This window comes from Mycolicibacterium peregrinum (assembly GCF_001665625.1).
In the GTDB taxonomy this organism is placed as follows: Bacteria; Actinomycetota; Actinomycetes; order Mycobacteriales; family Mycobacteriaceae; genus Mycobacterium; species Mycobacterium peregrinum_B.
The window spans coordinates 59,935-82,090 of the sequence record NZ_LZSY01000107.1; the positions used below are offsets into that span (position 1 = coordinate 59,935).

The 22,156-nt window shown below is 66.9% G+C and carries 20 protein-coding genes; 5 read left to right on the forward strand and 15 right to left on the reverse strand.

All coding sequences use genetic code 11. The features are described from left to right. Positions 1–20: 20 nt before the first annotated feature. Positions 21–2,273, reverse strand: coding sequence for a methylmalonyl-CoA mutase (gene scpA, locus A5779_RS16160; protein WP_064883534.1), 2,253 nt, complete (start codon positions 2,271–2,273; stop codon positions 21–23). Between the two features lies 1 nt (position 2,274). Beyond that, a complete protein-coding gene (gene mutA, locus A5779_RS16165) occupies positions 2,275–4,155 on the reverse strand; it encodes a methylmalonyl-CoA mutase small subunit (protein ID WP_165609795.1) in 1,881 nt (626 codons plus the stop codon). 138 nt (positions 4,156–4,293) lie between these two features. Here mutA and A5779_RS16170 point away from each other — a divergent pair, with 138 nt between their 5' ends. From A5779_RS16170 to A5779_RS16180, 3 genes are all read left to right on the forward strand, one after another. Beyond that, the gene (locus A5779_RS16170) at positions 4,294–5,037 is read left to right on the forward strand and encodes a TVP38/TMEM64 family protein (protein ID WP_064883536.1); all 744 of its coding nucleotides are present in this window, start codon (positions 4,294–4,296) and stop codon (positions 5,035–5,037) included. Positions 5,038–5,103: 66 nt separating this feature from the next. Beyond that, positions 5,104–5,715, forward strand: a complete 612-nt coding sequence (locus A5779_RS16175; protein WP_064883537.1) for a TetR/AcrR family transcriptional regulator — start codon at positions 5,104–5,106, stop codon at positions 5,713–5,715. 31 nt (positions 5,716–5,746) lie between these two features. Then, positions 5,747–6,223 (forward strand): nitroreductase family deazaflavin-dependent oxidoreductase, encoded by a 477-nt coding sequence (locus A5779_RS16180; protein WP_064883539.1) that lies wholly within the window; start codon positions 5,747–5,749, stop codon positions 6,221–6,223. 12 nt (positions 6,224–6,235) lie between these two features. Here the strand turns inward: A5779_RS16180 and A5779_RS16185 are convergent, their stop codons facing one another. The 4 genes from A5779_RS16185 to A5779_RS16200 all read right to left on the reverse strand — a co-directional run bounded on the left by A5779_RS16185 (position 6,236) and on the right by A5779_RS16200 (position 9,130). After that, positions 6,236–6,862 carry an RES family NAD+ phosphorylase gene (locus A5779_RS16185; RefSeq protein ID WP_064883541.1) on the reverse strand — a complete coding sequence of 209 codons (627 nt, stop codon included), beginning with the start codon at positions 6,860–6,862 and terminating at the stop codon, positions 6,236–6,238. Further along, on the reverse strand, positions 6,859–7,386 hold the full coding sequence (locus tag A5779_RS16190) for a hypothetical protein (RefSeq protein ID WP_064883543.1): 528 nt from the start codon (positions 7,384–7,386) through the stop codon (positions 6,859–6,861). The genes A5779_RS16185 and A5779_RS16190 overlap by 4 nt, the downstream gene beginning before the upstream one ends. Positions 7,387–7,456: 70 nt before the next feature. Then, complete coding sequence (locus A5779_RS16195; RefSeq protein ID WP_064883545.1) at positions 7,457–8,653, reverse strand: SPFH domain-containing protein; 1,197 nt, start codon at positions 8,651–8,653, stop codon at positions 7,457–7,459. 42 nt (positions 8,654–8,695) lie between these two features. Further along, positions 8,696–9,130, reverse strand: coding sequence for an NfeD family protein (locus A5779_RS16200; RefSeq protein WP_064883547.1), 435 nt, complete (start codon positions 9,128–9,130; stop codon positions 8,696–8,698). Between the two features lie 57 nt (positions 9,131–9,187). Here A5779_RS16200 and A5779_RS16205 point away from each other — a divergent pair, with 57 nt between their 5' ends. Continuing rightward, positions 9,188–10,045 carry an Rv1486c family protein gene (locus tag A5779_RS16205; RefSeq protein ID WP_064883550.1) on the forward strand — a complete coding sequence of 286 codons (858 nt, stop codon included), beginning with the start codon at positions 9,188–9,190 and terminating at the stop codon, positions 10,043–10,045. Here the strand turns inward: A5779_RS16205 and A5779_RS16210 are convergent. The 9 genes from A5779_RS16210 to A5779_RS16250 all read right to left on the reverse strand — a co-directional run bounded on the left by A5779_RS16210 (position 10,042) and on the right by A5779_RS16250 (position 19,058). After that, positions 10,042–11,067, reverse strand: a complete 1,026-nt coding sequence (locus A5779_RS16210) for a ferrochelatase (RefSeq protein ID WP_064883552.1) — start codon at positions 11,065–11,067, stop codon at positions 10,042–10,044. The genes A5779_RS16205 and A5779_RS16210 overlap by 4 nt on opposite strands. Before the next feature lie 32 nt (positions 11,068–11,099). Further along, on the reverse strand, positions 11,100–11,909 hold the full coding sequence (inhA, locus tag A5779_RS16215) for an NADH-dependent enoyl-ACP reductase InhA (RefSeq protein ID WP_064883554.1): 810 nt from the start codon (positions 11,907–11,909) through the stop codon (positions 11,100–11,102). 64 nt (positions 11,910–11,973) lie between these two features. After that, positions 11,974–12,738 (reverse strand): 3-oxoacyl-ACP reductase FabG1, encoded by a 765-nt coding sequence (gene fabG1 / locus A5779_RS16220; RefSeq protein ID WP_064883556.1) that lies wholly within the window; start codon positions 12,736–12,738, stop codon positions 11,974–11,976. An 84-nt stretch (positions 12,739–12,822) separates the two neighbouring features. After that, a complete protein-coding gene (locus A5779_RS16225; protein WP_055113763.1) occupies positions 12,823–13,830 on the reverse strand; it encodes a VWA domain-containing protein in 1,008 nt (335 codons plus the stop codon). Between the two features lie 43 nt (positions 13,831–13,873). Further along, positions 13,874–14,821, reverse strand: a complete 948-nt coding sequence (locus A5779_RS16230) for a DUF58 domain-containing protein (RefSeq protein ID WP_055113761.1) — start codon at positions 14,819–14,821, stop codon at positions 13,874–13,876. After that, positions 14,818–15,981: a chaperone MoxR1 gene (gene moxR1, locus A5779_RS16235; protein WP_064883558.1), complete on the reverse strand. Its 1,164-nt coding sequence runs from the start codon at positions 15,979–15,981 to the stop codon at positions 14,818–14,820. Before moxR1 ends, A5779_RS16230 begins: the two co-directional genes overlap by 4 nt. Before the next feature lie 137 nt (positions 15,982–16,118). Further along, positions 16,119–16,814, reverse strand: coding sequence for an NlpC/P60 family peptidoglycan endopeptidase RipB (gene ripB / locus A5779_RS16240; RefSeq protein ID WP_064883560.1), 696 nt, complete (start codon positions 16,812–16,814; stop codon positions 16,119–16,121). A 10-nt stretch (positions 16,815–16,824) separates the two neighbouring features. Further along, positions 16,825–18,237 carry an NlpC/P60 family peptidoglycan endopeptidase RipA gene (gene ripA, locus A5779_RS16245; RefSeq protein ID WP_064883562.1) on the reverse strand — a complete coding sequence of 471 codons (1,413 nt, stop codon included), beginning with the start codon at positions 18,235–18,237 and terminating at the stop codon, positions 16,825–16,827. Positions 18,238–18,479: 242 nt separating this feature from the next. Continuing rightward, complete coding sequence (locus A5779_RS16250) at positions 18,480–19,058, reverse strand: Rv1476 family membrane protein (RefSeq protein ID WP_064883564.1); 579 nt, start codon at positions 19,056–19,058, stop codon at positions 18,480–18,482. A 229-nt stretch (positions 19,059–19,287) separates the two neighbouring features. On the opposite strand from A5779_RS16250, the gene acnA reads away from it, so the two are divergent. Further along, the gene (gene acnA / locus A5779_RS16255) at positions 19,288–22,116 is read left to right on the forward strand and encodes an aconitate hydratase AcnA (protein WP_064883566.1); all 2,829 of its coding nucleotides are present in this window, start codon (positions 19,288–19,290) and stop codon (positions 22,114–22,116) included. Positions 22,117–22,156: the final 40 nt, after the last annotated feature.

The following is a 22,156-nucleotide window of genomic DNA, read 5'->3' on the forward strand; positions in this document are numbered from 1 at the left end:
TGCCCGCCGAACGGAAGCCACTACTCGCTCAGCTGGTAACCGAGCCGGTCTGCCAGCTTCTGCAGCAGGCCGATGGCCGCATCGGCGATCACGGTGCCAGGCGGGAAGATCGCATTCGCACCGGCAGCGTAGAGCTCGTCGAAGTCCCCGGGCGGGATGACCCCGCCGACGACGATCATGATGTCGGGTCGGCCCACCTCGGCCAGCGCGTCACGCAGCGCGGGCACCAGGGTCAGGTGCCCCGCGGCCAGTGACGACACCCCGACCACATGCACGTCGTTGTCGGCGGCCTGACGGGCCACCTCCTCCGGGGTGGAGAACAGCGAGCCCACGTCGACGTCGAAACCGATGTCGGCGAACGCCGTTGCGATCACCTTCTGGCCACGGTCGTGCCCGTCCTGGCCCATCTTGGCCACCAGGATCCGGGGCCGACGGCCGTCGGCCTCGGCGAACTTGGTCACGAGCTCGGTTGCGGTAGCGATGTTGCTGCCCTTCCCCACCTCGTCGCGGTAGACGCCCGAAATCGTACGGATCTCGGCCTGGTGCCGCCCGTACACCTTCTCCAGGGCGTCGGAGATCTCGCCGAGGGTGGCGTTGGCGCGGGCGGCATTGATGGCCAGGGCCAACAGGTTGTTGCCAAGTCCGTCCTCCCCCGCAGAACCTGTCGCCTCGGCGGCACGGGTCAGCTCGGCCAGCGCGGCCTGCGTTGCCGACTCGTCGCGGTCGGCCCGCAGCTGCTGCAGTTTGGCCAGCTGTTCGGCCCGCACCCGGCTGTTCTCGACCTTGAGGACCTCGATCTCCTGGTCCTCTTCCACCTGATACTTGTTGACACCGATCAGCGGCTGGGCACCGGAGTCGATCCGTGCCTGGGTCCGGGCCGCAGCCTCCTCGATGCGAAGCTTCGGGATGCCGTCGCTGATGGCCTGTGCCATGCCGCCGTGCTCGTTCACCTCGTGGATATGGGCACGCGCCTTGTCGGCCAACTGATGCGTGAGCCACTCGACGTAGTACGAACCGCCCCACGGGTCGATCGGCCGGGTGGTCCCCGACTCCTGCTGCAGCAACAGCTGGGTGTTGCGGGCGATCCGCGCGGAGAAGTCGGTGGGCAGCGCCAGCGCCTCGTCCAGGGCGTTGGTGTGCAGCGACTGAGTGTGCCCCTGCGTGGCCGCCATCGCCTCGATACAGGTTCGGGCGACGTTGTTGAACACGTCCTGCGCGGTCAGCGACCAGCCCGAGGTCTGCGAATGGGTGCGCAGCGACAGCGACTTGTCGTTCTTCGGGTCGAACTGCGCCACCAGCTCGCTCCACAGCAGGCGGCCGGCCCGCAGCTTGGCCACCTCCATGAAGAAGTTCATGCCGATGCCCCAGAAGAAGCTCAGCCGCGGCGCGAACTTGTCGATGTCCAGGCCGGCATCGAGGCCGGCCTTGATGTACTCGACACCGTCGGCCAGCGTGTAGGCCAGCTCCAGATCGGCAGTCGCCCCGGCCTCTTGGATGTGGTAGCCCGAGATCGAGATCGAGTTGAACTTGGGCATCTTGGCGCTGGTGTAGGCGAAGATGTCCGAGATGATCCGCATCGACGGCGTGGGCGGATAGATGTAGGTGTTGCGGACCATGAACTCTTTGAGGATGTCGTTCTGGATGGTCCCGGCCAGCTTCTCCGGCGGCACCCCCTGCTCCTCGGCTGCGACGACGTAGAGCGCCAGGATCGGCAGCACCGCGCCGTTCATCGTCATCGACACGCTGACTGTCGACAGGTCGATGCCATCGAACAACTGGCGCATGTCGAGGATGGAATCGATGGCCACACCGGCCATTCCGACGTCACCCTGCACGCGCGGATGGTCCGAGTCGTATCCGCGGTGGGTGGCCAGGTCGAAGGCCACCGAGAGGCCCTTCTGCCCGGCGGCCAGGTTGCGCCGGTAGAACGCGTTGGATTCGGCAGCAGTTGAGAAACCGGCGTACTGACGGATGGTCCACGGCTGGTTGACGTACATGGTCGGGTACGGCCCACGCACGAAAGGCGGTGCCCCCGGGAAGGTGTCGAGCGGGTAGCCGGCGGCGACCGCCTCGTCGCGGTCGGCGGCGATGTACACCGGCTTGACGTCGATCCCCTCGGGCGTGGCCCAGGTCAACTGCTCGGGGGTGTAGCCATGCGCGGTGGCAGCCGCCGCGACGTGCGTCTCGACGGCTTCCGGAGTGGCGGGCTCACCCGCGCCTTCGCCGTGCAGCGGTACGTCCGCGAAACTTCCGATTCCAGTTGTGGCAGTCATCTCAGGCCCCCAGTCCGGTGAGCAGGTTCGACAAAGCTTCGACCGCATCGATCTTGGCGGTCAGGTATCCGTCCGGCTTCGAATCAGCCTCGGCGACAGCCTTTTCCGGGCCGGCCAGCAGCACCTGACGCACACCGGCCGCATGTGCAGCGGCCACAGCTGCGGAGGCCTCGGCACCGTAGCGGGCGTCGCTGCCACACAGCACCGCCACCGTCGGGGCACCGGCATCGGCCACCGCCGCGGCAACCGCGGCCGCCTCGACGGTCCCGGGGTTGACCGCCTCGATTCCGCCGGACGCCAACAGGTTCGACGCGAAGGTGGTGCGGATGTTGTGCTCGGCCAGCGGACCCAGCGGCAGCAACAGAACCTTGGGCCGTGCCCCGGTCGATGCCAGGAACGCATCCGAGCGGTCCCGCAGCGCCTCGAATCCGGCTGCGTACCGCGCGATGGACGACACCGACGATCCCTGCGGCAGCGGCTGTTCGTCGAGGTTGGGGAATTCGTTGACGCCGGTGATCGCGGTGCGACGGTGCGCGACATCGTCACTGCGCCGCGCAGCGACCTCGGCGATCTGGGCCGCGATGTAATCGCGAGCGGCGACGAACCCGCCCCGCGCCTCGATGTCCTGGAAGTGCGCCCACGCCTGTTCGGCCAACTGAGCCGTCAGATCTTCGACGAACCACGAGCCACCGGCCGGATCGAGCACCTGGCCGATGTGCGACTCCTCCAACAACAACAGCTGGGTGTTGCGGGCGATGCGCCGCGCGAAGCTCGCCGACGTGCCATCGAGTCCATCCGGAATCGCCGCGTCGAACGGATGCACCTGCACGGTGTCGGCTCCCCCGACACCCGCTGCGAAGGCGGCCAGGGTGGTGCGCAGCATGTTCACCCACGGGTCGCGCTGGGTCATCATCGGCAATGAGGTGACCGCATGAATGCGCGCAGCTCCGGCGTCATCTGCAGTGTCGGCCCCGACCACCTCGGCCACCCGTGCCCAGAGCTGCCGGGCAACGCGCAGCTTGGCGATCGTCATGAACTGGTCGTCGTCGGCGGCGTAACGGAAGCTGATCTGCCGCAACGCATCCGGCGTCGCCACCCCGCCGTCGCTGAGCAGACGCAGGTAGGCGACCGCCGCGGCGATCGATCCCGCGAGCTCCCAGGCGGCGCTCGAGCCGAGGTTGTGGAACGCCGGGCCGTCAACCGTGATCGCCCGCACTCCCCCGTCGTGGCCGGTGAGCTTGGCGACGGTGGCCGGCAGGTCGGCGCCGTCGGTGGCGGGCCGGCCGGACAACTGCGCGGTCAGCGGGTCGACACCGAGGTCGATCGACAGCCGCGAGCGCTGATCCTCGTCAAGGTTTCCGAGCAGCGCCAGCACCGCGTCGGCCGCTGCCGCCAGGTCTGCACCGGCGCTTTCAACGCCTTCGAAGATCACCGGCACCAAGTCCAGGAACACGCCGTCGAGCAGACGGTCCAGCTCGCCCAGGGCGATGCCGCCCTCGTCGCCGACCCGCAGGGAGAGCGCGCTGGCGCCCTCCGTCAAGGCCACCAGGACCGCACCGTTGACGGTGCCGACGGCGGTACCAGGGACAGCCGGGAAGCTTTCGACGACGCGCCATCCGGACTTGACGTCGCGAAGGGCGTCGCCGCCGCGTACGAACGGCCACTGTCCCGGCAGCGCTGACTCGGGCACTGCATCGAGGGTCGTGTAGAGCGGCCGGATCGCGAAACCCTCGTAGGTCTGCGAATCCAGTAGGCGTTCGGGTTCGGCCGGCAGATCGGCCACATCCCGTCGGCTGCTCTTGGCCAGCACTCCGGCGACTGCCGTCCGCCACTGCTGTCGGTCCGCCTCGACCGCGCTAGTCCCCTGTAACGACACCCGCATCTCCTGTTATCGCAGCGTGTGACCTACCTACTTGACCCTCAGGCTAAATGATCGCCGTCACGGCTCTGACCGCTGGTGGGCGGACTCGCGGTTACACCCAGCGGTGATCGGTGCCTGCGCCCCGTACTCTTGGAAGACGTGAAACCCGTCGTCAGGACCCTGCGCGTGCTGCGGGCCGCGGTGATCTCGACGGTTTCCCAACTGCCGCCCCGGCGGATCGTGGGCCTGCTGGCCGGCATTGTGATTCTTGTCGCAGTCGCCGTACTGATTCCGTTGCCGACCGCGATGCAGATGCGGGACTGGGCCACCTCCGTGGGTCCCTGGTTCCCACTGGCTTTCCTCGGTGCACACATCATCGTCACGGTCTTCCCGTTCCCGCGCACCGCATTCACCCTGGCTGCGGGCCTGCTGTTCGGGCCGGTGCTGGGTGTGGCCATAGCCGTGGTGGCCAGCGCGGTGAGCGCGGTCCTCGCATTGTTCTTGATCCGCGCTGCCGGTTGGCAGCTCAATCGCCTGGTCCCGCACCCCCGGATCGACTCGCTCGATACCCGGCTGCGGCAGCGTGGCTGGCCGGTGGTGCTGTCCATGCGATTGATCCCGGCGGTGCCGTTCTCGGTGCTGAACTACGCGGCCGGCGCGTCTGCGGTACGCGCTGTCCCCTACGCGCTGGCGACGCTGGTGGGGCTGTTCCCCGGCACGGCGGCCGTCGTCGTCCTGGGCGACGCGTTGACCGGGAACATCAGCCCGGCACTGGTCCTGGTGTCGTTGAGCACCGCCGCACTCGGCGTGGCCGGCTTGGTCTACGAATGGCGCCTACACCACCGCGACCGGCGTGCGAATCAATCCGCCGACAAGTCACACGAACGCGCCGTCACCGGCTGACGCCCCCCTGTCGTCGCGAGGACGCAGCACCTTGCGGGTGCTAAACGTTTGTTTACAATAGTAAACGTGAGTTCACCATCTGACGATCGAACGGCGCGGGCCCGGATTCGTGACGAGGCGTTGCGACTGTTCGCCGAACGCGGCGCCGACGCGGTGACGATGCGCGACATCGCTTCCGCTGCCGACGTTTCCCCGGCGCTCCTGGTCCGGCACTACGGCTCCAAGGATGGACTCGTGGCGGCGGTCGACGAGCACGCTGTACGCAGCCTCGAAGCGGTGCTGACGCAGGTCACCGAACAGACCGCACAGGATGGCCTCGGACCGTCGGCGGTGCCGACGATGCTGGAGAGTCTCGCCACCCACCTCCCCCCGGACTCTCCTGTGCCGGCCTACCTGAGCCGCCTGCTGACGACAGGTGGCGCGGTCGGATCGGCAGTGTTTCAACGGCTCTACGGCATCAGCAGGACCGCGCTGGACGGCATGGTCGCAGCGGGTGTGGCAAGTCCCGGCGAAGACCCCGCAGTGCGGGCTGCAGTTCTGATGGTCAACGACCTCGCGGTGCTGACACTGCGGACGCGCATCACCGAGACGCTCGGCGTCGACCCGCTCTCCGATGCCGGGATGAAGCGCTGGGCGACAGAAGTTTTCGCAATCTACCGCGACGGTCTGAAGTCCTGAGCAGTGAAAAGAGACGAGGAGGAGACAACCCATGGCCACAATCCCTGATCTCGGCGCCCGACTCCTACGCAACCGCCGGCTGGTGCGTGCTCCGATCTGGCTCTACCGGATGCGCGCCGGGGCACTGTTCGGCTCGAGGATGTTGATGCTCGAACACATCGGTCGCACCTCGGGCGCGCACCGCTATGTCGTGCTCGAAGTGGTGAGCCGGCCGAGTCCGGACACCATCGTCGTGGCCTCAGGGTTCGGGACAAAGGCCCAGTGGTTCCGCAATGTTGTTGCAAATCCGCAGGTCCGGGTGTGGCTCGGCAGTCACCGTCCGGCTGCCGCTACCGCTCATGTGCTGGACCAGCAGGCTGTCGACCAGGCGCTGGCCGATTACCGCACAGAGCATCCGAAGACGTGGGAGCAGTTCAAGCTCGTCCTGGAAGAGACGCTGGGCCAACCGATCACCGATACCAATGCACCGCTGCCGATGGTGGAACTACGGTTGCAGCCTCGCCACTGACAGACGTGCCCCTCAGCCGGGTGGCGGTTGGATACGCACCTGACGCCGGGTGGGCCGGTGCGCGACCATGATGCCGACGGTCACGCACGCCTGCACGCCACCGGTCGGTGACGGGTCGACGGCCCAATCACGTTGTCCCGCATCCTCGAACAGTGCGACCGCGTTCGCGCCGGCGCCGGTACTGAACCGGGTTTGATAACGAATTCCACTGTGGCGGCCGGTGGCGAAGAAGGCCGCGGCCCAGGCCTGAGGCAGCTCATAGTCCGGGCACGTGCCGAGTTCACGGGTCATCCCGACGAAGGAAGCCGCCCGCGCCGAACATGCGTTGGCCAACCATCGGGCCGCAGGCACCCGCACCCGCGACACCACCGTGCGGGCCGCGGCGTCGAACGTGACCACACCCTGGCGTACCAGATCGTGGCCGAAGCGCTCACGCAGCGCTGTCATGACATCGGTTGCCAGATAACAGGTCCCGTTCGGCGGGAGTAGATCGAAGCGACCGCTCAGATCTGAGGAGAACCACCACGGCGACTTGCCCACGGTGTGGGCCCGATACAACAGGTGGTCGATGCGCAGCCGGGACCGCGGGAACCCGGAGACGTCCGGTGGTGAACCGAGCGCGGGCCGCTGCCGGCTCATGCGCTCCAACTCGCCGCGGTCTCCCGGGCCATGTCGATCACCGTTTGCGGATCCCCACCATCGCGCAGCCAATCCGCGGGACAGGATCCGTCGAGTTGCTCACTGGGTGCCCGCATCCACAACGCGGCCATCCACGGGTCAGCGGTGCCCTCGGTCAGCACCGTCAGCACGTCACGCAGAGACGGAATCGTGGCACCGCTGTCGAGAAACTGCCACGTCGGGTACACAACCCCGCCATCGTCGAGCGGGCAGGCCAGGATCGCGTACCGCGCCACCTTCTGGTGCAGGGCCTGGCGGGTGACGCCGAGCCAACGCGTCAACCCTGCCGTGTCGTAGAACGGCCCGGTGACCTCGTCGAACACGTGCCCCAGCGGCAATGCCGCCACCATGGCCTCGGCGATCTGCTCCGGGTCGCCGAATGCCTCAGGGCCCAGGCTCGCCTCGTCGGCCCGCCGCAACCGCTCGTGGACCTTCTGCCCCACCGAACGCATGATCTGGCGCTCGAACAGTGCGAGATCGGTCATTGCAGCCTCCCAGACGCGTCAACTACGTCAAGTCTACTGCGTCAAGGACGTCAAGCAACGAACGCGACCACTACGCGCGGTGCGCACCACCTTCGAGTTCATTGGGCGGCATCCCCGGCGGCGTCCCCAACGGCTGCTGTGCCGGCGGAGCACCCAGGGGCGGCGTCGTTGCCCTGGCCTCCGCCTCGGCCTTCGCCACGGCACGTGCGATCTCGGGATCGGTCTCGGTGTTGAACCACTCGGCGACTTCGTCGCTGTCGTCCTCGGGCTTGGGCAGGTCCTCGTCGACCGGCGGCGGCGTATACCGGAAGACACCGTCCTCGCCGGGCGCACCCAGCATCTTGGTGAAACCCTGCAGCGCCGAACCGAAGTCGCTGGGCACCAGCCAGACCTTGTTCGCCTCGCCCTTGGCCATCTGGGGCAGCGTCTGCAGATACTGGTACGCCAACATCTCCGGGGTGGGCCGGCCCGCCTTGATCGCGGCGAACGTCTTCTCGATGGCCTTGGCCTGCCCCTGTGCCTGCAGGTACTGGGCTGCGCGTTCACCCTGGGCGCGCAACATCCGCGACTGCCGGTCGGCCTCGGCGGCCAGGATCGCGGCCTGCTTGGCACCCTCGGCGGCCAGGATCTGCGACTGCTTCTGGCCCTCGGCCTGTTTGATCGAGGATTCCCGAACGCCCTCTGCGGTCAGGATCATGGCCCGCTTGTCGCGGTCGGCTTTCATCTGCTTTTCCATCGACTCCTGGATCGACGGCGGCGGATCGATGCTGCGCAGCTCGACACGCGCCACGCGCAGCCCCCAACGGCCGGTGGCCTCGTCCAGCACCCCGCGCAGCTGGGCATTGATCGAGTCGCGTGAGGTCAGTGTCTGCTCCAGCGTCATACCGCCGACGACGTTGCGCAGGGTGGTGGTGGTCAGCTGTTCCACACCGACGATGTAGTTGCTGATCTGGTACACCGCAGCCTGCGGGTTGGTGACCTGGAAATAGACCACGGTGTCGATGTTGAGCGTCAGGTTGTCCTCGGTGATCACCGGCTGCGGCGGGAAGGACACCACCCGCTCACGCAGATCCACTCGCGCCCGGATCCGGTCGATGAACGGCACCAGCAGCGTCAACTGGCCACTGACCGTGCGGCTGTAGCGGCCCAGCCGCTCGATCACCGCTGCCTCGGCCTGGGGAATGAGCGCCACTGATTTCGCGACGATGATGATCGCGAACACCACCAGCACGAGCAGCAAGATCAGCCCGGCTACAGCACCTTCCATGGTGGATCCCTCCCTCTAGGTCCTACCTCGTTTACGGAGCTACTACATCGCCTTGAAAACCACCGCGGTGGCGCCGTCGATCCTGACAACGGTCACGTGATCACCCGGTTCGTACACATCGTTGTCGTCGAGCGGCCGCGCCGTCCAGACCTCGCCGTCGAGCTTGACCTGTCCCTCGTGCTGTCCCACCCGGTCCAAGACCAGCGCAGACTTGCCCTCGAGCGCCTTGACGGGCTCGGGGAGCCCCCGGCCGGCCTCGAAACGGCGCCGCAGCGCAGGCCGGACCAGAACCAGCAAAAGCACCGACACCACGAGAAACACCAGACCGTCACCCCAGAGTGGCAGGTCGAACAGCCAACTCGAGCCCGTCGCGGCCAGTGCACCGCCGGCCAGCATGAGCAGGAACATGTCACCGGTCAGCGCCTCTGCCCCGGCGAGACCCAGCGCCAGGATGAGCCAGATCAGCGGAAGCGGCATACGCCCACCCTAGCGAATACGACCCGATCGGCGACCGACAATTACACTGCCAGGATCATGTGGTGTCCAAGTGCGACTCTTTCGATGTGGGCCAACGCCTGGCTTGCCGGCGCGGCCGCGCCCGACGACGTCCTCGACGCGTTATCTCAATGGGCACCAATGCATTCTGTGACGGCCTATGACTCGCAGGCCGCCGTCCGTACGGGGCTGCCCTGGCCCGAGTTGGAGGACTCGGGTTCGGTGTCGTTGCTGCAGACCTTGCGCACCGCCGTCGGCCGGTCCGGCACCCGGCCGTCGATCAGGGTGGCGTTGCCGGTGCCCGGCGATGTCCGCGGACTGCCCGCGGGATCGCAGTTCCAGCGCGACGCGCTGAGCGTGGGCGAAGCGGTGCTGGTGACCCATGACGAACTCGACGGCGTCGGACTGGTGCCGGAGTTCGAGTATTTCGAATTCGACGACGTGGAAACCGAATCCACCTTCGAGCCCGAGCCGAGGGCGTTGTCGTGGACCGTGTACTCACTACCTGTTCTGCCACCGCCCCAGCACCACGATCTCGGCGAGGCCGAGTACGAGTTGCGGTCAGCGGTGCGCTCGGCGGCCGACACGCTGGTCACCTTGCGGGCCGGTGTGGGGGTAGATATCGAGGATCCCCGTGGCATGGTCGAGGACATCCTCGAGGCCGGACGGATGCACCGCATCCCCGACCACGCCCCCACCCGGGCCCTACGCGTGTTGGAGAACGCTGCCCACGTCGAGGCGATCATCACCGTGAGCTCGGGCCTGATGCCGATCGGCCTGCAGAGTTCCTCGGAGGTTCAGATCGCCGGCGACGCCATGCGACCGCTGGCACAGGTGGTGCGCTCGGCGCGGTTGGCCGCACTCGAAGCGATCCTGCAATCCGCTTGGCGGGACTAACCTTCGGTCGGTGTCCCACAGCAGTGCGGTGAGCACAGCGCACCGTTGACGCTGAACCCGTAGCCAGGCACCGGCTCTGGACCGGCGGCCCGCAGCGGCGCCGCACCGGTGCGCAGCTCCTCGATCAACCCGGCCGCCAACCGAGCGAAACGTTCGTCGGCGTTCGGGGTGCTTGCCCGCGCGAAGGCGATACCGGCCTGTTCGGCCTGCAACCGGAGTTCGTAGTCGAGATCCCACACCACCTCGATGTGATCGGCGACGAATCCGATCGGACAAACGATGACCGCCCGGGTTCCGTTCTGGCCCAACACAGTCAGGTGATCAGCCACGTCGGGTTCGAGCCACGGGATCCGGGGCGGTCCCGACCGGGACTGCCAGACCTGGTCGTAGTCGTCGTAGCCCGCGGCGGCGGCCACCAGCCGCGTCGCGTAGCCGACCTGCCGACTGTAGAGGGCAGGGCCGTGCCGCTCGTCGGCGGCGATGGGCACCGAGTGCGCGGTGAACACCAGTCGGGCCTCGTCACGTAGATCGACCGGCAACGTGGCGGCCGCGGCCGCGATCGAGTCGGCGAACATCTCCACCAACAACGGATGGTCGAAGTACTGGCGCAGTTTGACCAGTTCGGGTGCGTCGGGCCCGGCCGCGGCCCGCGCCCGGGCGATGTCCTCGACGTACTGGGTGCAGCTGGAGTAACCGCCCCAGGCCGACGTGGTGAACACCGCTGCCCGCCGGATTCCGTTGTCCCGCATCGCCGCAACAGTGTCTTCGACGTACGGCTCCCAGTTCCGGTTACCGAAATAGATCGGCAGGCCGGGCAACTGGAGACGCAACTGCTCGATCAGCGCCCGGTTGATCCCGTTGATCGGTGACACCCCACCGAAATGCAGGTAGTGCTCGGCGACGTCGGCCAGGCGCTCGGCCGGGATACCACGCCCCCGGGTGACGTTCTCCAGGAACGGCATCACCTGCTCGGGCGCCTCCGGACCGCCGAAAGACAGCAGCAGGACCGCGTCAAACTCCATCAACTCGAGTCCCCTCTGCGGCGGAATACAGGTCAGAGCAGCTGGGTGCTGGCGCCGCCGTCGGCGTAGACGATGGTGCCGGTGGTGGCGGGCAGCCAGTCGGACAGCAGTGCGCACACGGTCTTGGCGACCGGCTCCGGATCCTTCATGTTCCAGCCGACCGGTGCACGCTGATCCCAGCCCTCTTCGAGCAGCCGCATCTGGTCACCGGCTTCGGCACCGAGCGCACCGCCGACGATCGCACTCATGGCCAGGGTCCGGATCGGGCCCGCCGCAACGAGGTTGGAGCGCACGCCGAACGGTCCGGCCTCACGAGCAACGAACCGGTTGACCGACTCGAGGGCGCTCTTGGCCACGGTCATCCAGTTGTAGGCCGGCATCGCGCGGGTCGGATCGAAGTCCATGCCGACGATGCTGCCGCCCTCGTTCATGATCGGCAGAGTCGCCTTGGCCAGCGAGGCATAGGAATACGCCGAGATGTGGATGCCCTTGGCGACGTCCTCGTAGGGAGCGTCGAAGAACGGGTTGACACCCATACCGGTCTGCGGCATGAAGCCGATCGAGTGGACCACGCCATCCAGCTTGTTGCCCTCACCGATGACACCGGCGACACGCTCGGCCAGGCTCGCGAGGTGCTCCTCGTTCTGCACGTCGAGTTCCAACAAGGGAGCCGGACTCGGAAGTCTGTCGGCGATGCGCTGGATCAGCTTCATCCGGTCGAACCCGGTGAGCACCAGCTCCGCGCCGGCCTCCTGGGCCACCTTGGCGATGTGGAACGCGATCGACGAGTCCGTGATGATCCCGGTGACGAGGATGCGCTTGCCTTCGAGCAAACCTGCCATTAGTGCGACTCCTTCTTGGGGAAAGTTTCAGTAGACCAATATGTTTGGGTCAGATCCAGGTGGATCAGTGCCCCATGCCCATGCCACCGTCGACGGGGATGACCGCACCGGCGATGTAGCCGGCGTCCTCGGAAGCCAGGAAGCTCACCGCGCCGGCGACCTCTTCTGCGGTGCCGACCCGCTTGGCCGGGATGAACTCGAGGGCACCGGCCTGAATCCGCTCGTCCAGGGCGCGGGTCATCTCGGTGTCGATGTAGCCCGGGGCCACCACGTTGGCGGTGACGCCGGCCTTGGACAGCTCCCGGGAGATCGAGCGCGCCATACCGATCAGGCCGGCCTTGGCGGCCGCGTAGTTGGCCTGGTTGCCGATGCCCCACATGCCGGAGACCGAGCCGATGAAGATGATGCGGCCGAAACGCTTGCGCTGCATGCTGCGCGACGCCCGCTGCGCCACCCGGAATGCTCCGGTGAGGTTGGCGTTGATGACGTTCTCGAACCGCTCCTCGGTCATCCGCATGAGGAACGCATCCTGGGAGATGCCGGCATTGGACACCAGCACCTCGACCGGGCCCTGGTGCTCCTCGACCTCTTTGAACGCGCGGTCGACGGCCTCGTTGTCGGTGACGTCGCACACGACGCCGAACAGTCCGTCGGGTGCGCCGGACCCACGGTGCGTGACGGCCACCTTGTGTCCGTCGGCGGCCAGTCGCTGCGCGATCGCCAGGCCGATCCCCCGGTTTCCACCGGTGACCAGCACGGAACGGGGAACGAAGGCCGGCCGGCCGGTGGATGTCTCGGTGTCGGCTTCGGAGACAACAGCGTCACTCATGCCCGCCAACTTATCTCCTCACCAGCATGGTCTGAAAATCGCGTCGCCGGTGAGGACCGCAGTCCAGGAAGGCGCGATCGCGACTCAACCGGGCAGTCTGCGGTTGATCAGCAGCGCCGCCACCCCGGCGACGGCCAGCAACAACGCGCCAAGCCGCAGCCAGCCGAGGCTGGCATCGCCCTTGATGGTCTCGTAGCCGATCTGCTGCTGCAGCGAGGTGAACACCTGCTTGAGCTGTTCCAGGCTGGACGCGGTGAACGCGTCTCCGCCGGACAGCTTGGCGATCTTGCCGAGCATCTCGTCGTCGACCGGCACCGGCTGGCGCTGGTCGTTGATCTCGACGTAGCCATAGGGCGTACCGAAGGACACGGTGGAGATCGGCACGCCCTGGTCCTTGGCGGTGCGCGCCGCGGTATAGGCGCCCTTCGGATTGTCCGGGTTGGACGGCACCGTCTCCTTGCCGTCCGACATCAGGACGATGCGCGCGGGCGGCTTCTCGTCGCCGCCGCCGATCACCGCGCCGACGGTGGCGATCGCCTGCAACGCGGTGAAAATGCCTTCACCCGTGGCCGTGCGGTCGGCCAACTGCAGCTTGTCCAGACCGTTTTTGGTGGCCTCACGGTTGGTGGTCGGCTGCACCAGCACCGTCGCCGTACCGGCGTAGGCGATCAGGCCGAGGTTGATCCCCGGGGTGAGCTGATCGGCGAACTGCTTGGCGGCCTCCTGCGCGGCGGCCAGCCGGCTGGGGGCGACATCGGTGGCGCGCATCGACTGTGACACGTCGATCACCAGCATCACCACCGCGCGATTACGCGGAATGCGCACATCGTGGGTAGGGCCGGCCATCGCAACCGTCAGGAGCACGAGCGAGGCAGCCAGCAGGGCGGCGGGCAGGTGCCGCCAACGCGTCGGCTGCTTGGGCGCCACACTTTCGAGCAGCTCCATGTTGGCGAACCGCAGGATCCGCTGCTTGCGTGCGCGCTGCACGATGACGTAGTACGCCACCAGGCCGAGCACCACGAAGAGGAACAGGAACCACCAGGCGTGCGCGAAACCCGTCAGGCTCATCGGACCGAGAATCGGTAAAGTCATGTGCTAGAAGTCATTTCGGGTTGGTTGCTCATCAAGCATTCGTCTACCGCTGGCCGGCCAGGGCGCCACGCCTCCGGTTGGCCACGAACCGCACCACGTCGGCGATCCAGTCCCGGTCGGTGCGCAGACTCAACAGCGGTGCATCACAACGCCGCAAGGTCCGGGCCACCTCTTCCCGATGGGCGGCGGCGGCCCGCTCGAAGTCGCTGCGAAGCTGTTCGTCGATCGTGAACTCACGGGTGACACCGGTCTCGGTGTCCTGCAGCACCACATCGCCGACCGCGGGCAGCTCGACATCGCGCGGGTCGAGGATCTCGATTCCGAGGACCTCGTGGCGACCGGCGATGGCCCGCAACGGGCGCATCCAGTTGATCGGGCCGAGGAAGTCACTGATGATCACCGCCATGCCGCGCCGGCGCTCGGGACGGCGCAGCGCATCGATGGCAGCAGCCAGGTCTCCCCGCACTCCGGTCGGGGCCTTCGGCGTGGTGGCGATCGCCCGCAACAGCTCCTGCTCGTGCACCCGCCCGCTCAGCGCGGGCACCCGCCGCACGGTGTCACCGTTGGCGATGACCGCGCCGATCCGATTACCGCCTCCGCTGTTGAGGAACGCGATCGCCGCGGCAGCCGCCACGGCGAGGTCTCGCTTCTCGCAACCGGTGGTGCCGAAGTCCAGGCTGGCCGACATGTCGACCACCAGCCAGGTCTCCAGCTCGCGGTCGGCGATCATCTGCCGCACGTGTGGCGTCATCGTCCGCGCCGTGACAGACCAGTCCATCCGGCGCACGTCGTCGCCGGGCTGGTAGATCCGCGAGTCCCCCGGCTCTGATCCCGGCCCCGGGATCAGACCGAGGTGGTCGCCGTGCAGGACTCCGTCAAGCTTGCGCCGCACCGTCAGCTCAAGCTTGCGCAACGCCGCCGTCAGTGCGGGGTCGCGAATCTCCCCGCGCTTCAGAGACGGCAGGTCGACGGTGCGTCGCGAAGTGGTCACCGACCACCCGCCGCGCCGGCCGCGGCAGGTACGGCGGGCGCAACCGAATGTCCTTGCTGCGGAAGCGCATTGACCTGCGGCAGGGCGACGGTCTGCAGGATCCGGTTGACCACGGTCTCCGCAGACACCTCGTCGGCCAGCGCGTCGTAGGTGAGCACCAGGCGGTGGCGCAGCACATCCGGGATCACCTCGACGACATCCTGCGGGATGACGTAGTCACGGCCGCGCACCAACGCCAGCGCGCGGGCCGCCGAGATGATGCCCAGCGACGCACGGGGCGAGGCACCGTAGGCGATCCAGGCCTTGGCGTCGGGCATGCCGAACTTCTCCGGCTCGCGGGTCGCGGTGACGATCCGCACCACGTAATCGACGAGCGCATGGTGCACGAACGTGTTGGCCGCGAGTTCCTGCAGCCGCAGCAGGTCGCCGGTGTCGAGGATCTGCTTGGGCTCCGGGGGCTTCACACCCATCCGGTAGATGATCTCGCGCTCTTCCTCCGGCGACGGGTAGTCGACGTTGAGCTTGAACAGGAAGCGGTCACGCTGGGCTTCCGGGAGCGCGTAGACGCCTTCCTGCTCGATCGGGTTCTGGGTGGCCATCACCAGGAACGGGCTGGGCAGCGGGAAGGTCTTGCCGCCGATGGAGATCTTGCGCTCGGCCATCACCTCGAGCAGTGCGGACTGCACCTTCGCCGGCGCACGGTTGATCTCGTCGGCGAGCAGGAAGTTGACGACCACCGGGCCGAGCTCGATGTCGAAGTCTTCCTTGCCCTGCCGGTAGATGCGGGTACCGATGATGTCGGTGGGCACCAGGTCAGGGGTGAACTGGATGCGGGCGAATGTGCCGCCGACCACCTTGGCGAACGTCTCGACGGCCAGCGTCTTGGCCACGCCGGGCACACCTTCGAGCAGCACGTGGCCCTTGGCGAGCAGACCGACGAGCATCCGCTCGACGAGCTGGTCCTGACCGACGATGATCCGCTTGACCTCGAAGATGGCGCGTTCCAGGGTGTGCACCTCGGCCTGCAGGCTGCCGTTGGTCGTGGCCTGCGGGGCGGCCGGCGCGGCGTGGGAGCCGGCCGACCCGGGCGGAAAGCCCGGCGCCGGGCTCGAACCGGGATAACCTCCGGCGCCCTGCGGCGGTCCACTCGGTGACGTCATCAACTTCCTCCCACGGTGTTCGACTACAAAAAAACGCTGGTCGTGCTGGTTGCTCATCGGGCAGTCGGGTGCCCGCCGTCAACTATTCCAGGCACTTCGAGATCCGTCGACGCTGCCCGGAAGAGTTCAGGTTCCCCTCAGGATTCGATGATGCGGGCCGCGTACGGCTGGATGCCTGACATGCGAACGGGACTCACGGTCACTTTCTCCGCACTGCCCGACGCCTCCAGCATCTTGCCGCCACCGAGGTACATCGCCACGTGCTGGCTACCGCCGGGACCCCAGAACAGGAGGTCACCGCGCTTTGCCTGGGCGACCGGCACCTTGCGGCCGGTGTTGTACTGGTCTCCGGAGTACTTGGGAATCTGCACGCCCACACCGGCGAACGCGTACCTGGTCAGGCCCGAGCAATCGAAACCCATCTTGCCCGCGTCGTAGTCCACCCCCGGCCCCGGCCCGGTGAGCGTGCCGCCGCCCCAGGAGTACGGCACGCCCATCTGGGTGCCGCCCCTTCGGATCGCGTATTCGATGGCTTGGGGCCCCCGGACCCGGCCACCGGGGAATGTCGAGGCGGCCTGCTTGGGGGCCAGACCGATGGTCTGCAGGAACTGCGAGCCAAGGTTCTGTGTGGTCTGGAGCGCGATCTGGCTGACCTGGAACGAGGCGTTGGCGATGGCCACCGGATCCCCCGGCGCGCCCGAGCTGACGATTTTCGGCAAGGTCGGATCCCATTGGCCGTCGTCTGGCGCAGCGTTGGCCGGCGACACGAGACTGATCGCCGCGAACGCGATTGCGGCGATCAGGATCAGGCACCGTAAGACGAAGGAGCGCAATGTATTCCCATCAGTATTCGATGTAGCGGACGACGTACGGGGTCATGCCGCTGGTGCGGACCGGAGAGACCTTGACCTCCGAACCCGTGTAGGGCGCTTCGAGCATCTGGCCGTTTCCGAGATAGAGCGTCACGTGCTGGCTGCCACCGGGGCCGTAGAAGATCACGTCACCACGGCGCATCTGCGACGACGGAATCTTGCGGCCGGCGTTGTACTGGGAGCCGGAGTAATGGGGCAACTTGATTCCGACGCCGGCGAACGCGTAGAGGATCAGGCCCGAGCAGTCGAATCCGACGGTGTTGGCCCCCGAATCGATGCCGCGACTCGGACCGGCCGCGTTGCCGCCGCCCCAGGAGTAGGGAACGCCCATTTGCGAACCCGCCCGCTGGATCACATATTCGGATGCCTGCCGGCCGTATACGCGCGGGATCGCGCCGTTGGTGTAGCCGGTGGGCGTCGGCAGGATGCCCAGCTTCTGCAGGAACTGGCGACCCATGTTCTGCGTCACCTGCGCCGACGTCGACGAGATGCCGAGGATGGTGTTGATGATCGCGACCGGGTCACCGCTGACGAACGCGCTGGGGATCGCCGGCAGCGTGGGATCCCATGCGGTGTCCCAGTTCTGGCCGCGTTGCACGGGCGCGCCCGGGGCACGATCCCAGTTGTCCGCCGCGGCCTGGGGTGCGGGTCCCTGCGCCGGTGTGGCCGGGGCCGACGCCTTGTGCACCTGGGCGAGTTCGGCTTGGGCCGAGGCACGTTCGGCGGTCAACCGCTGCAACTCACCTTGCTGCGAGCTGAACGTCTGCTGCGCCTGTTGAAGTGCCGCGACCGCGGTGTCCTGACTCGTCTGGGCGTTGGCCGTGGCCTGGTCGGCGTTCTGCTTGGCCAGGCGCGCGGCCGACTGTCGGTTGACCTGTTCGGTGCGGGCGCGCTGCAGGTCGGCGATCACCTTGTCGCTGCTGACGGCCAGGGTCTGACCGGTGGCGGCGGCGCTGACGATGTCGCCCGGATCGGAGGCGGTCAGGTACGAGCCGGAGGGGCCACTGACATAGGTGGCCGCGGCGAAGGTGTCGAAGCGCTTCTGCGCCTCACTGATGGCGGTGTTGGCGTCGTCGATGCCCTGCTGGCTGGCATCGACCTCCTGCTGCGCCGTCGCGGCCGCGTCACGGGCGTCCTGCACCTCGACGATCGCCTTGTTGACGGCTTCCTGCTGAGTCTGGATGGCCGCGCCCAGCTCCTGCAGCTTCTGGTCGGCGTTGGCCACCGCGGCGACGAGCGTTGCGACCTGATCGGGGGCCCCCGGCTCGGCGGCGGCCGTAACACCTCCCGTCATGGCCGTGGCCAACAGCATCCCGGCGGTCACCGGCACGGCCAAGAAACGGCCGTACAGCCGGGACGCAGAGGCGCCAGCGGTGCGTCTCATTCGACTCAAGTCTCCTATGGCTCAACGACGGCGTACCGACGTTTGCTCGGGGCCATTGCAACAGAAGTCACATGAAGCACAACTACAACAATGGCTACCGATTGCACCGTACGTCACATCTGAAGCCAAAGAAACTTTAGTCACAAATTACAAGTTTGTAATTGCGAATAGTGTGACCAATTAGTGATATTGGGCGTTATCCCGAACTAATGTTCGAGGGATTTCCGAGACCGGATCGACACCTAGTCCGAGGAGGCAGCAGACGCCTCTGACCCGGCCAATTGTTTGCTACGGCGCTGCAGAACCCGAGTGAGAGCGGCCGCCCCGGCAACACCGAGAACCAACACGATCGCGAGTGCCGTCCACGGGAAATCCGGGGTGGAAATCTCGCCGACGAAATTCTTCGCAGACAACACCGGATTACCGGTCTTGGCCACGTCCTGACCCGCCTCCAAAGTCACCCGATCGACCGTCGGGCTGTAGGTACCCGCGAACGACGGACTCAGCGCCAGCACGGTCGCGCCCGGATTCGCCTGCCCGACCTCGGTGGCGATGTCACGCAACGGCGTGTCGATCCCCGGGTTGCTCGGCAGCACGACGATCTTGAGGTCGATACCTTCCTGCCTGGCGTCGCTGACGACCTGACGAAGACCGTCGACGTCGGCGGCGGGGGCACTCACCCCGTCATCGCGAACGTCGGCCTGCACAGCCGCCATGCACTTGGCCACCCCGTCGGGATGCGCCGCATCGAGCCCTACGGTGTCGCACACCTCGACCGGAATGTAGGCCGGCAGGAACGGGATGACATGGGGTCCGGTCACGTCAGGCACGGTACGCGGCGTCCACCGACCCCAGCGAGGCGACACGGGAATCGTCATCGCATCGGTACCGCGGAGGGATCTCAGACGGATCCAACCGACCGGGTAGCAACGCGAACGCGACAAGGGAAGACTGGACCCCGGCCCGCTGGCCATTGCAGGACAAGCGTACTGTTAGGATCAGGACGCCGCCGACACAGCCCGTCGCGGCGAGATCGAGCCGGGAGTTGATGTGAGCAGCGAGAATACGGAAAATTCGTCCCTTAACTCATTTGGTGCCCGCGACACATTGACTGTCGGGGACCAGAACTACGAAATCTACCGACTGGACGCGGTACCCGGTACCGAAAAGCTCCCGTACAGCCTCAAGGTGCTTGCGGAGAACCTGTTGCGCACCGAGGACGGCGCCAACATCACCAAAGACCACATCGAGGCCATCGCCAACTGGGATCCCTCGGCCGAGCCGAGCGTCGAGATCCAGTTCACCCCGGCCCGCGTGCTGATGCAGGACTTCACCGGTGTGCCGTGCATCGTCGACCTCGCCACCATGCGCGAGGCCGTGGCCGCCCTCGGCGGTGATCCGAACAAGGTCAACCCGCTGTCCCCCGCCGAGATGGTCATCGACCACTCCGTCATCCTCGACGTGTTCGGCAACGCCGGCGCCTTCGAGCGCAACGTCGAACTCGAATACGAGCGCAACTCCGAGCGCTACCAGTTCCTGCGCTGGGGCCAGGGCGCGTTCGACGACTTCAAGGTCGTCCCGCCGGGCACCGGCATCGTGCACCAGGTCAACATCGAGTACCTGGCCCGCGTCGTGATGACCCGCAATGGCGTCGCGTACCCGGACACCTGTGTGGGCACCGACAGCCACACCACCATGGAGAACGGCCTGGGCGTGCTGGGTTGGGGCGTCGGCGGCATCGAGGCCGAGGCCGCCATGCTGGGCCAGCCCGTCTCGATGCTCATCCCCCGCGTCGTCGGCTTCAAGCTGACCGGGGAGATCAAGCCCGGTGTGACCGCCACGGACGTCGTGCTCACCGTCACCGACATGCTGCGCAAGCACGGCGTGGTCGGCAAGTTCGTCGAGTTCTACGGCAAGGGCGTGGCCGAGGTGCCGCTGGCCAACCGCGCCACCCTGGGCAACATGAGCCCGGAGTTCGGTTCCACCGCAGCGATCTTCCCGATCGACGACGAGACCATCAACTACCTGCGGCTGACCGGGCGTACCGAGGAGCAGCTGGCACTCGTCGAGGCCTACGCCAAGACGCAGGGCATGTGGCACAACCCTGACCGGGAGCCGGTGTTCTCCGAGTACCTCGAGCTTGACCTGTCGACCGTGGTGCCCTCGATCTCCGGCCCGAAGCGTCCGCAGGACCGCATCGAGCTGTCGGACGCCAAGAACGCGTTCCGCAAGGACATCCACAACTACGTCGAGGAGAACCTGCCCGTCGAGCACACCCAGCTCGACGAGGCGATCGAGGAGTCCTTCCCGGCCTCGGATCCGGCCAAGCTGACCTTCGCCGACGACGGCGCCGTGGACGTCCGCCCGTCTGCCGCCAACGGCTCCGAGGGCCGGCCGACCAAGCCGATCACCGTGCGCTCCGACGAGCGCGGTGAATTCGTGCTCGACCACGGCGCGGTTGTCGTCGCGGGCATCACGTCCTGCACCAACACTTCCAACCCGTCGGTCATGATCGGCGCCGCGCTGCTCGCGAAGAAGGCCGTCGAGAAGGGCCTGACCAGCAAGCCGTGGGTCAAGACCAACATGGCGCCGGGCAGCCAGGTCGTCACCGACTACTACAACAAGGCCGGCCTGTGGCCGTACCTGGAGAAGCTGGGCTACTACCTGGGCGGCTACGGCTGCACCACCTGCATCGGCAACACCGGCCCGCTGCCCGACGAGATCTCCAAGGCCATCAACGACAACGACCTGTCGGTGACCGCGGTGCTCTCGGGTAACCGCAATTTCGAGGGCCGCATCTCCCCCGACGTCAAGATGAACTACCTGGCCTCCCCGCCGCTGGTCATCGCCTACGGCATCGCGGGAACCATGGACTTCGACTTCGAGACCGACCCGCTGGGCCAGGATCAGGACGGTAACGACGTCTTCCTCAAGGACATCTGGCCGTCTGCTAAGGAGATCGAAGAGACCATCGCGTCCTCGATCAACCGGGAGATGTTCACGGATTCCTATGCCGACGTGTTCAAGGGCGACGACCGCTGGCGTTCGCTCTCCACCCCCGAAGGCAACATCTTCGAGTGGGACGACGCGTCCACCTACGTGCGCAAGGCGCCGTACTTCGACGGCATGCCCGCCGAGCCGGAGCCGGTCGGCGACATCAAGGGCGCCAGAGTCCTTGCCCTGCTTGGCGATTCGGTGACCACCGACCACATCAGCCCGGCAGGTTCGATCAAGCCGGGCACCCCCGCCGCGCAGTACCTCGATGCCAACGGCGTTGAGCGCAAGGATTACAACTCGCTGGGGTCGCGTCGCGGCAACCACGAGGTGATGATCCGCGGCACGTTCGCCAACATCCGGCTGCGCAACCAGCTGCTCGACGACGTCTCCGGTGGCTACACCCGTGACTTCACCCAGCCGGGTGGGCCACAGTCGTTCATCTACGACGCCTCGGTCAACTACAAGGAAGCCGGCATCCCGCTGGTGGTCCTGGGCGGCAAGGAGTACGGTTCGGGATCCTCGCGTGACTGGGCGGCCAAGGGCACGGTGCTGCTCGGCGTCAAGGCCGTCATCACCGAGTCCTTCGAGCGCATCCACCGGTCGAACCTGATCGGTATGGGTGTGATCCCGCTGCAGTTCCCGGCCGGCGAGTCCGCGGCGAGCCTCAAGCTCGACGGCACCGAGACCTACGACATCACCGGCATCGAGGCGCTCAACGAGGGCAAGACGCCGAAGACGGTCAAGGTCACCGCCACCAAAGAGGATGGTTCCAAGGTGGAGTTCGACGCCGTGGTCCGCATCGACACCCCCGGCGAGGCCGACTACTACCGCAACGGCGGCATCCTGCAGTACGTGCTGCGCAACATGCTGAAGTCGAAGTAATCCTGTCCGGACTGACCGAAGCACGTAAGGACAGCGCCAA

What these genes read in the sequence shown, in the direction of transcription:
- scpA (WP_064883534.1), bottom strand. Translation starts at nt 2,273, where the DNA reads ATGACTGCCACAACTGGAATCGGAAGTTTCGCGGACGTACCGCTGCAC.
- mutA (WP_165609795.1), bottom strand. Translation starts at nt 4,155, where the DNA reads ATGCGGGTGTCGTTACAGGGGACTAGCGCGGTCGAGGCGGACCGACAG.
- A5779_RS16180 (WP_064883539.1), top strand. Translation starts at nt 5,747, where the DNA reads ATGGCCACAATCCCTGATCTCGGCGCCCGACTCCTACGCAACCGCCGG.
- A5779_RS16185 (WP_064883541.1), bottom strand. Translation starts at nt 6,862, where the DNA reads ATGAGCCGGCAGCGGCCCGCGCTCGGTTCACCACCGGACGTCTCCGGG.
- A5779_RS16190 (WP_064883543.1), bottom strand. Translation starts at nt 7,386, where the DNA reads ATGACCGATCTCGCACTGTTCGAGCGCCAGATCATGCGTTCGGTGGGG.
- A5779_RS16195 (WP_064883545.1), bottom strand. Translation starts at nt 8,653, where the DNA reads ATGGAAGGTGCTGTAGCCGGGCTGATCTTGCTGCTCGTGCTGGTGGTG.
- A5779_RS16200 (WP_064883547.1), bottom strand. Translation starts at nt 9,130, where the DNA reads ATGCCGCTTCCGCTGATCTGGCTCATCCTGGCGCTGGGTCTCGCCGGG.
- A5779_RS16205 (WP_064883550.1), top strand. Translation starts at nt 9,188, where the DNA reads ATGTGGTGTCCAAGTGCGACTCTTTCGATGTGGGCCAACGCCTGGCTT.
- A5779_RS16210 (WP_064883552.1), bottom strand. Translation starts at nt 11,067, where the DNA reads ATGGAGTTTGACGCGGTCCTGCTGCTGTCTTTCGGCGGTCCGGAGGCG.
- inhA (WP_064883554.1), bottom strand. Translation starts at nt 11,909, where the DNA reads ATGGCAGGTTTGCTCGAAGGCAAGCGCATCCTCGTCACCGGGATCATC.
- fabG1 (WP_064883556.1), bottom strand. Translation starts at nt 12,738, where the DNA reads ATGAGTGACGCTGTTGTCTCCGAAGCCGACACCGAGACATCCACCGGC.
- A5779_RS16225 (WP_055113763.1), bottom strand. Translation starts at nt 13,830, where the DNA reads ATGACTTTACCGATTCTCGGTCCGATGAGCCTGACGGGTTTCGCGCAC.
- moxR1 (WP_064883558.1), bottom strand. Translation starts at nt 15,981, where the DNA reads ATGACGTCACCGAGTGGACCGCCGCAGGGCGCCGGAGGTTATCCCGGT.
- ripA (WP_064883562.1), bottom strand. Translation starts at nt 18,237, where the DNA reads ATGAGACGCACCGCTGGCGCCTCTGCGTCCCGGCTGTACGGCCGTTTC.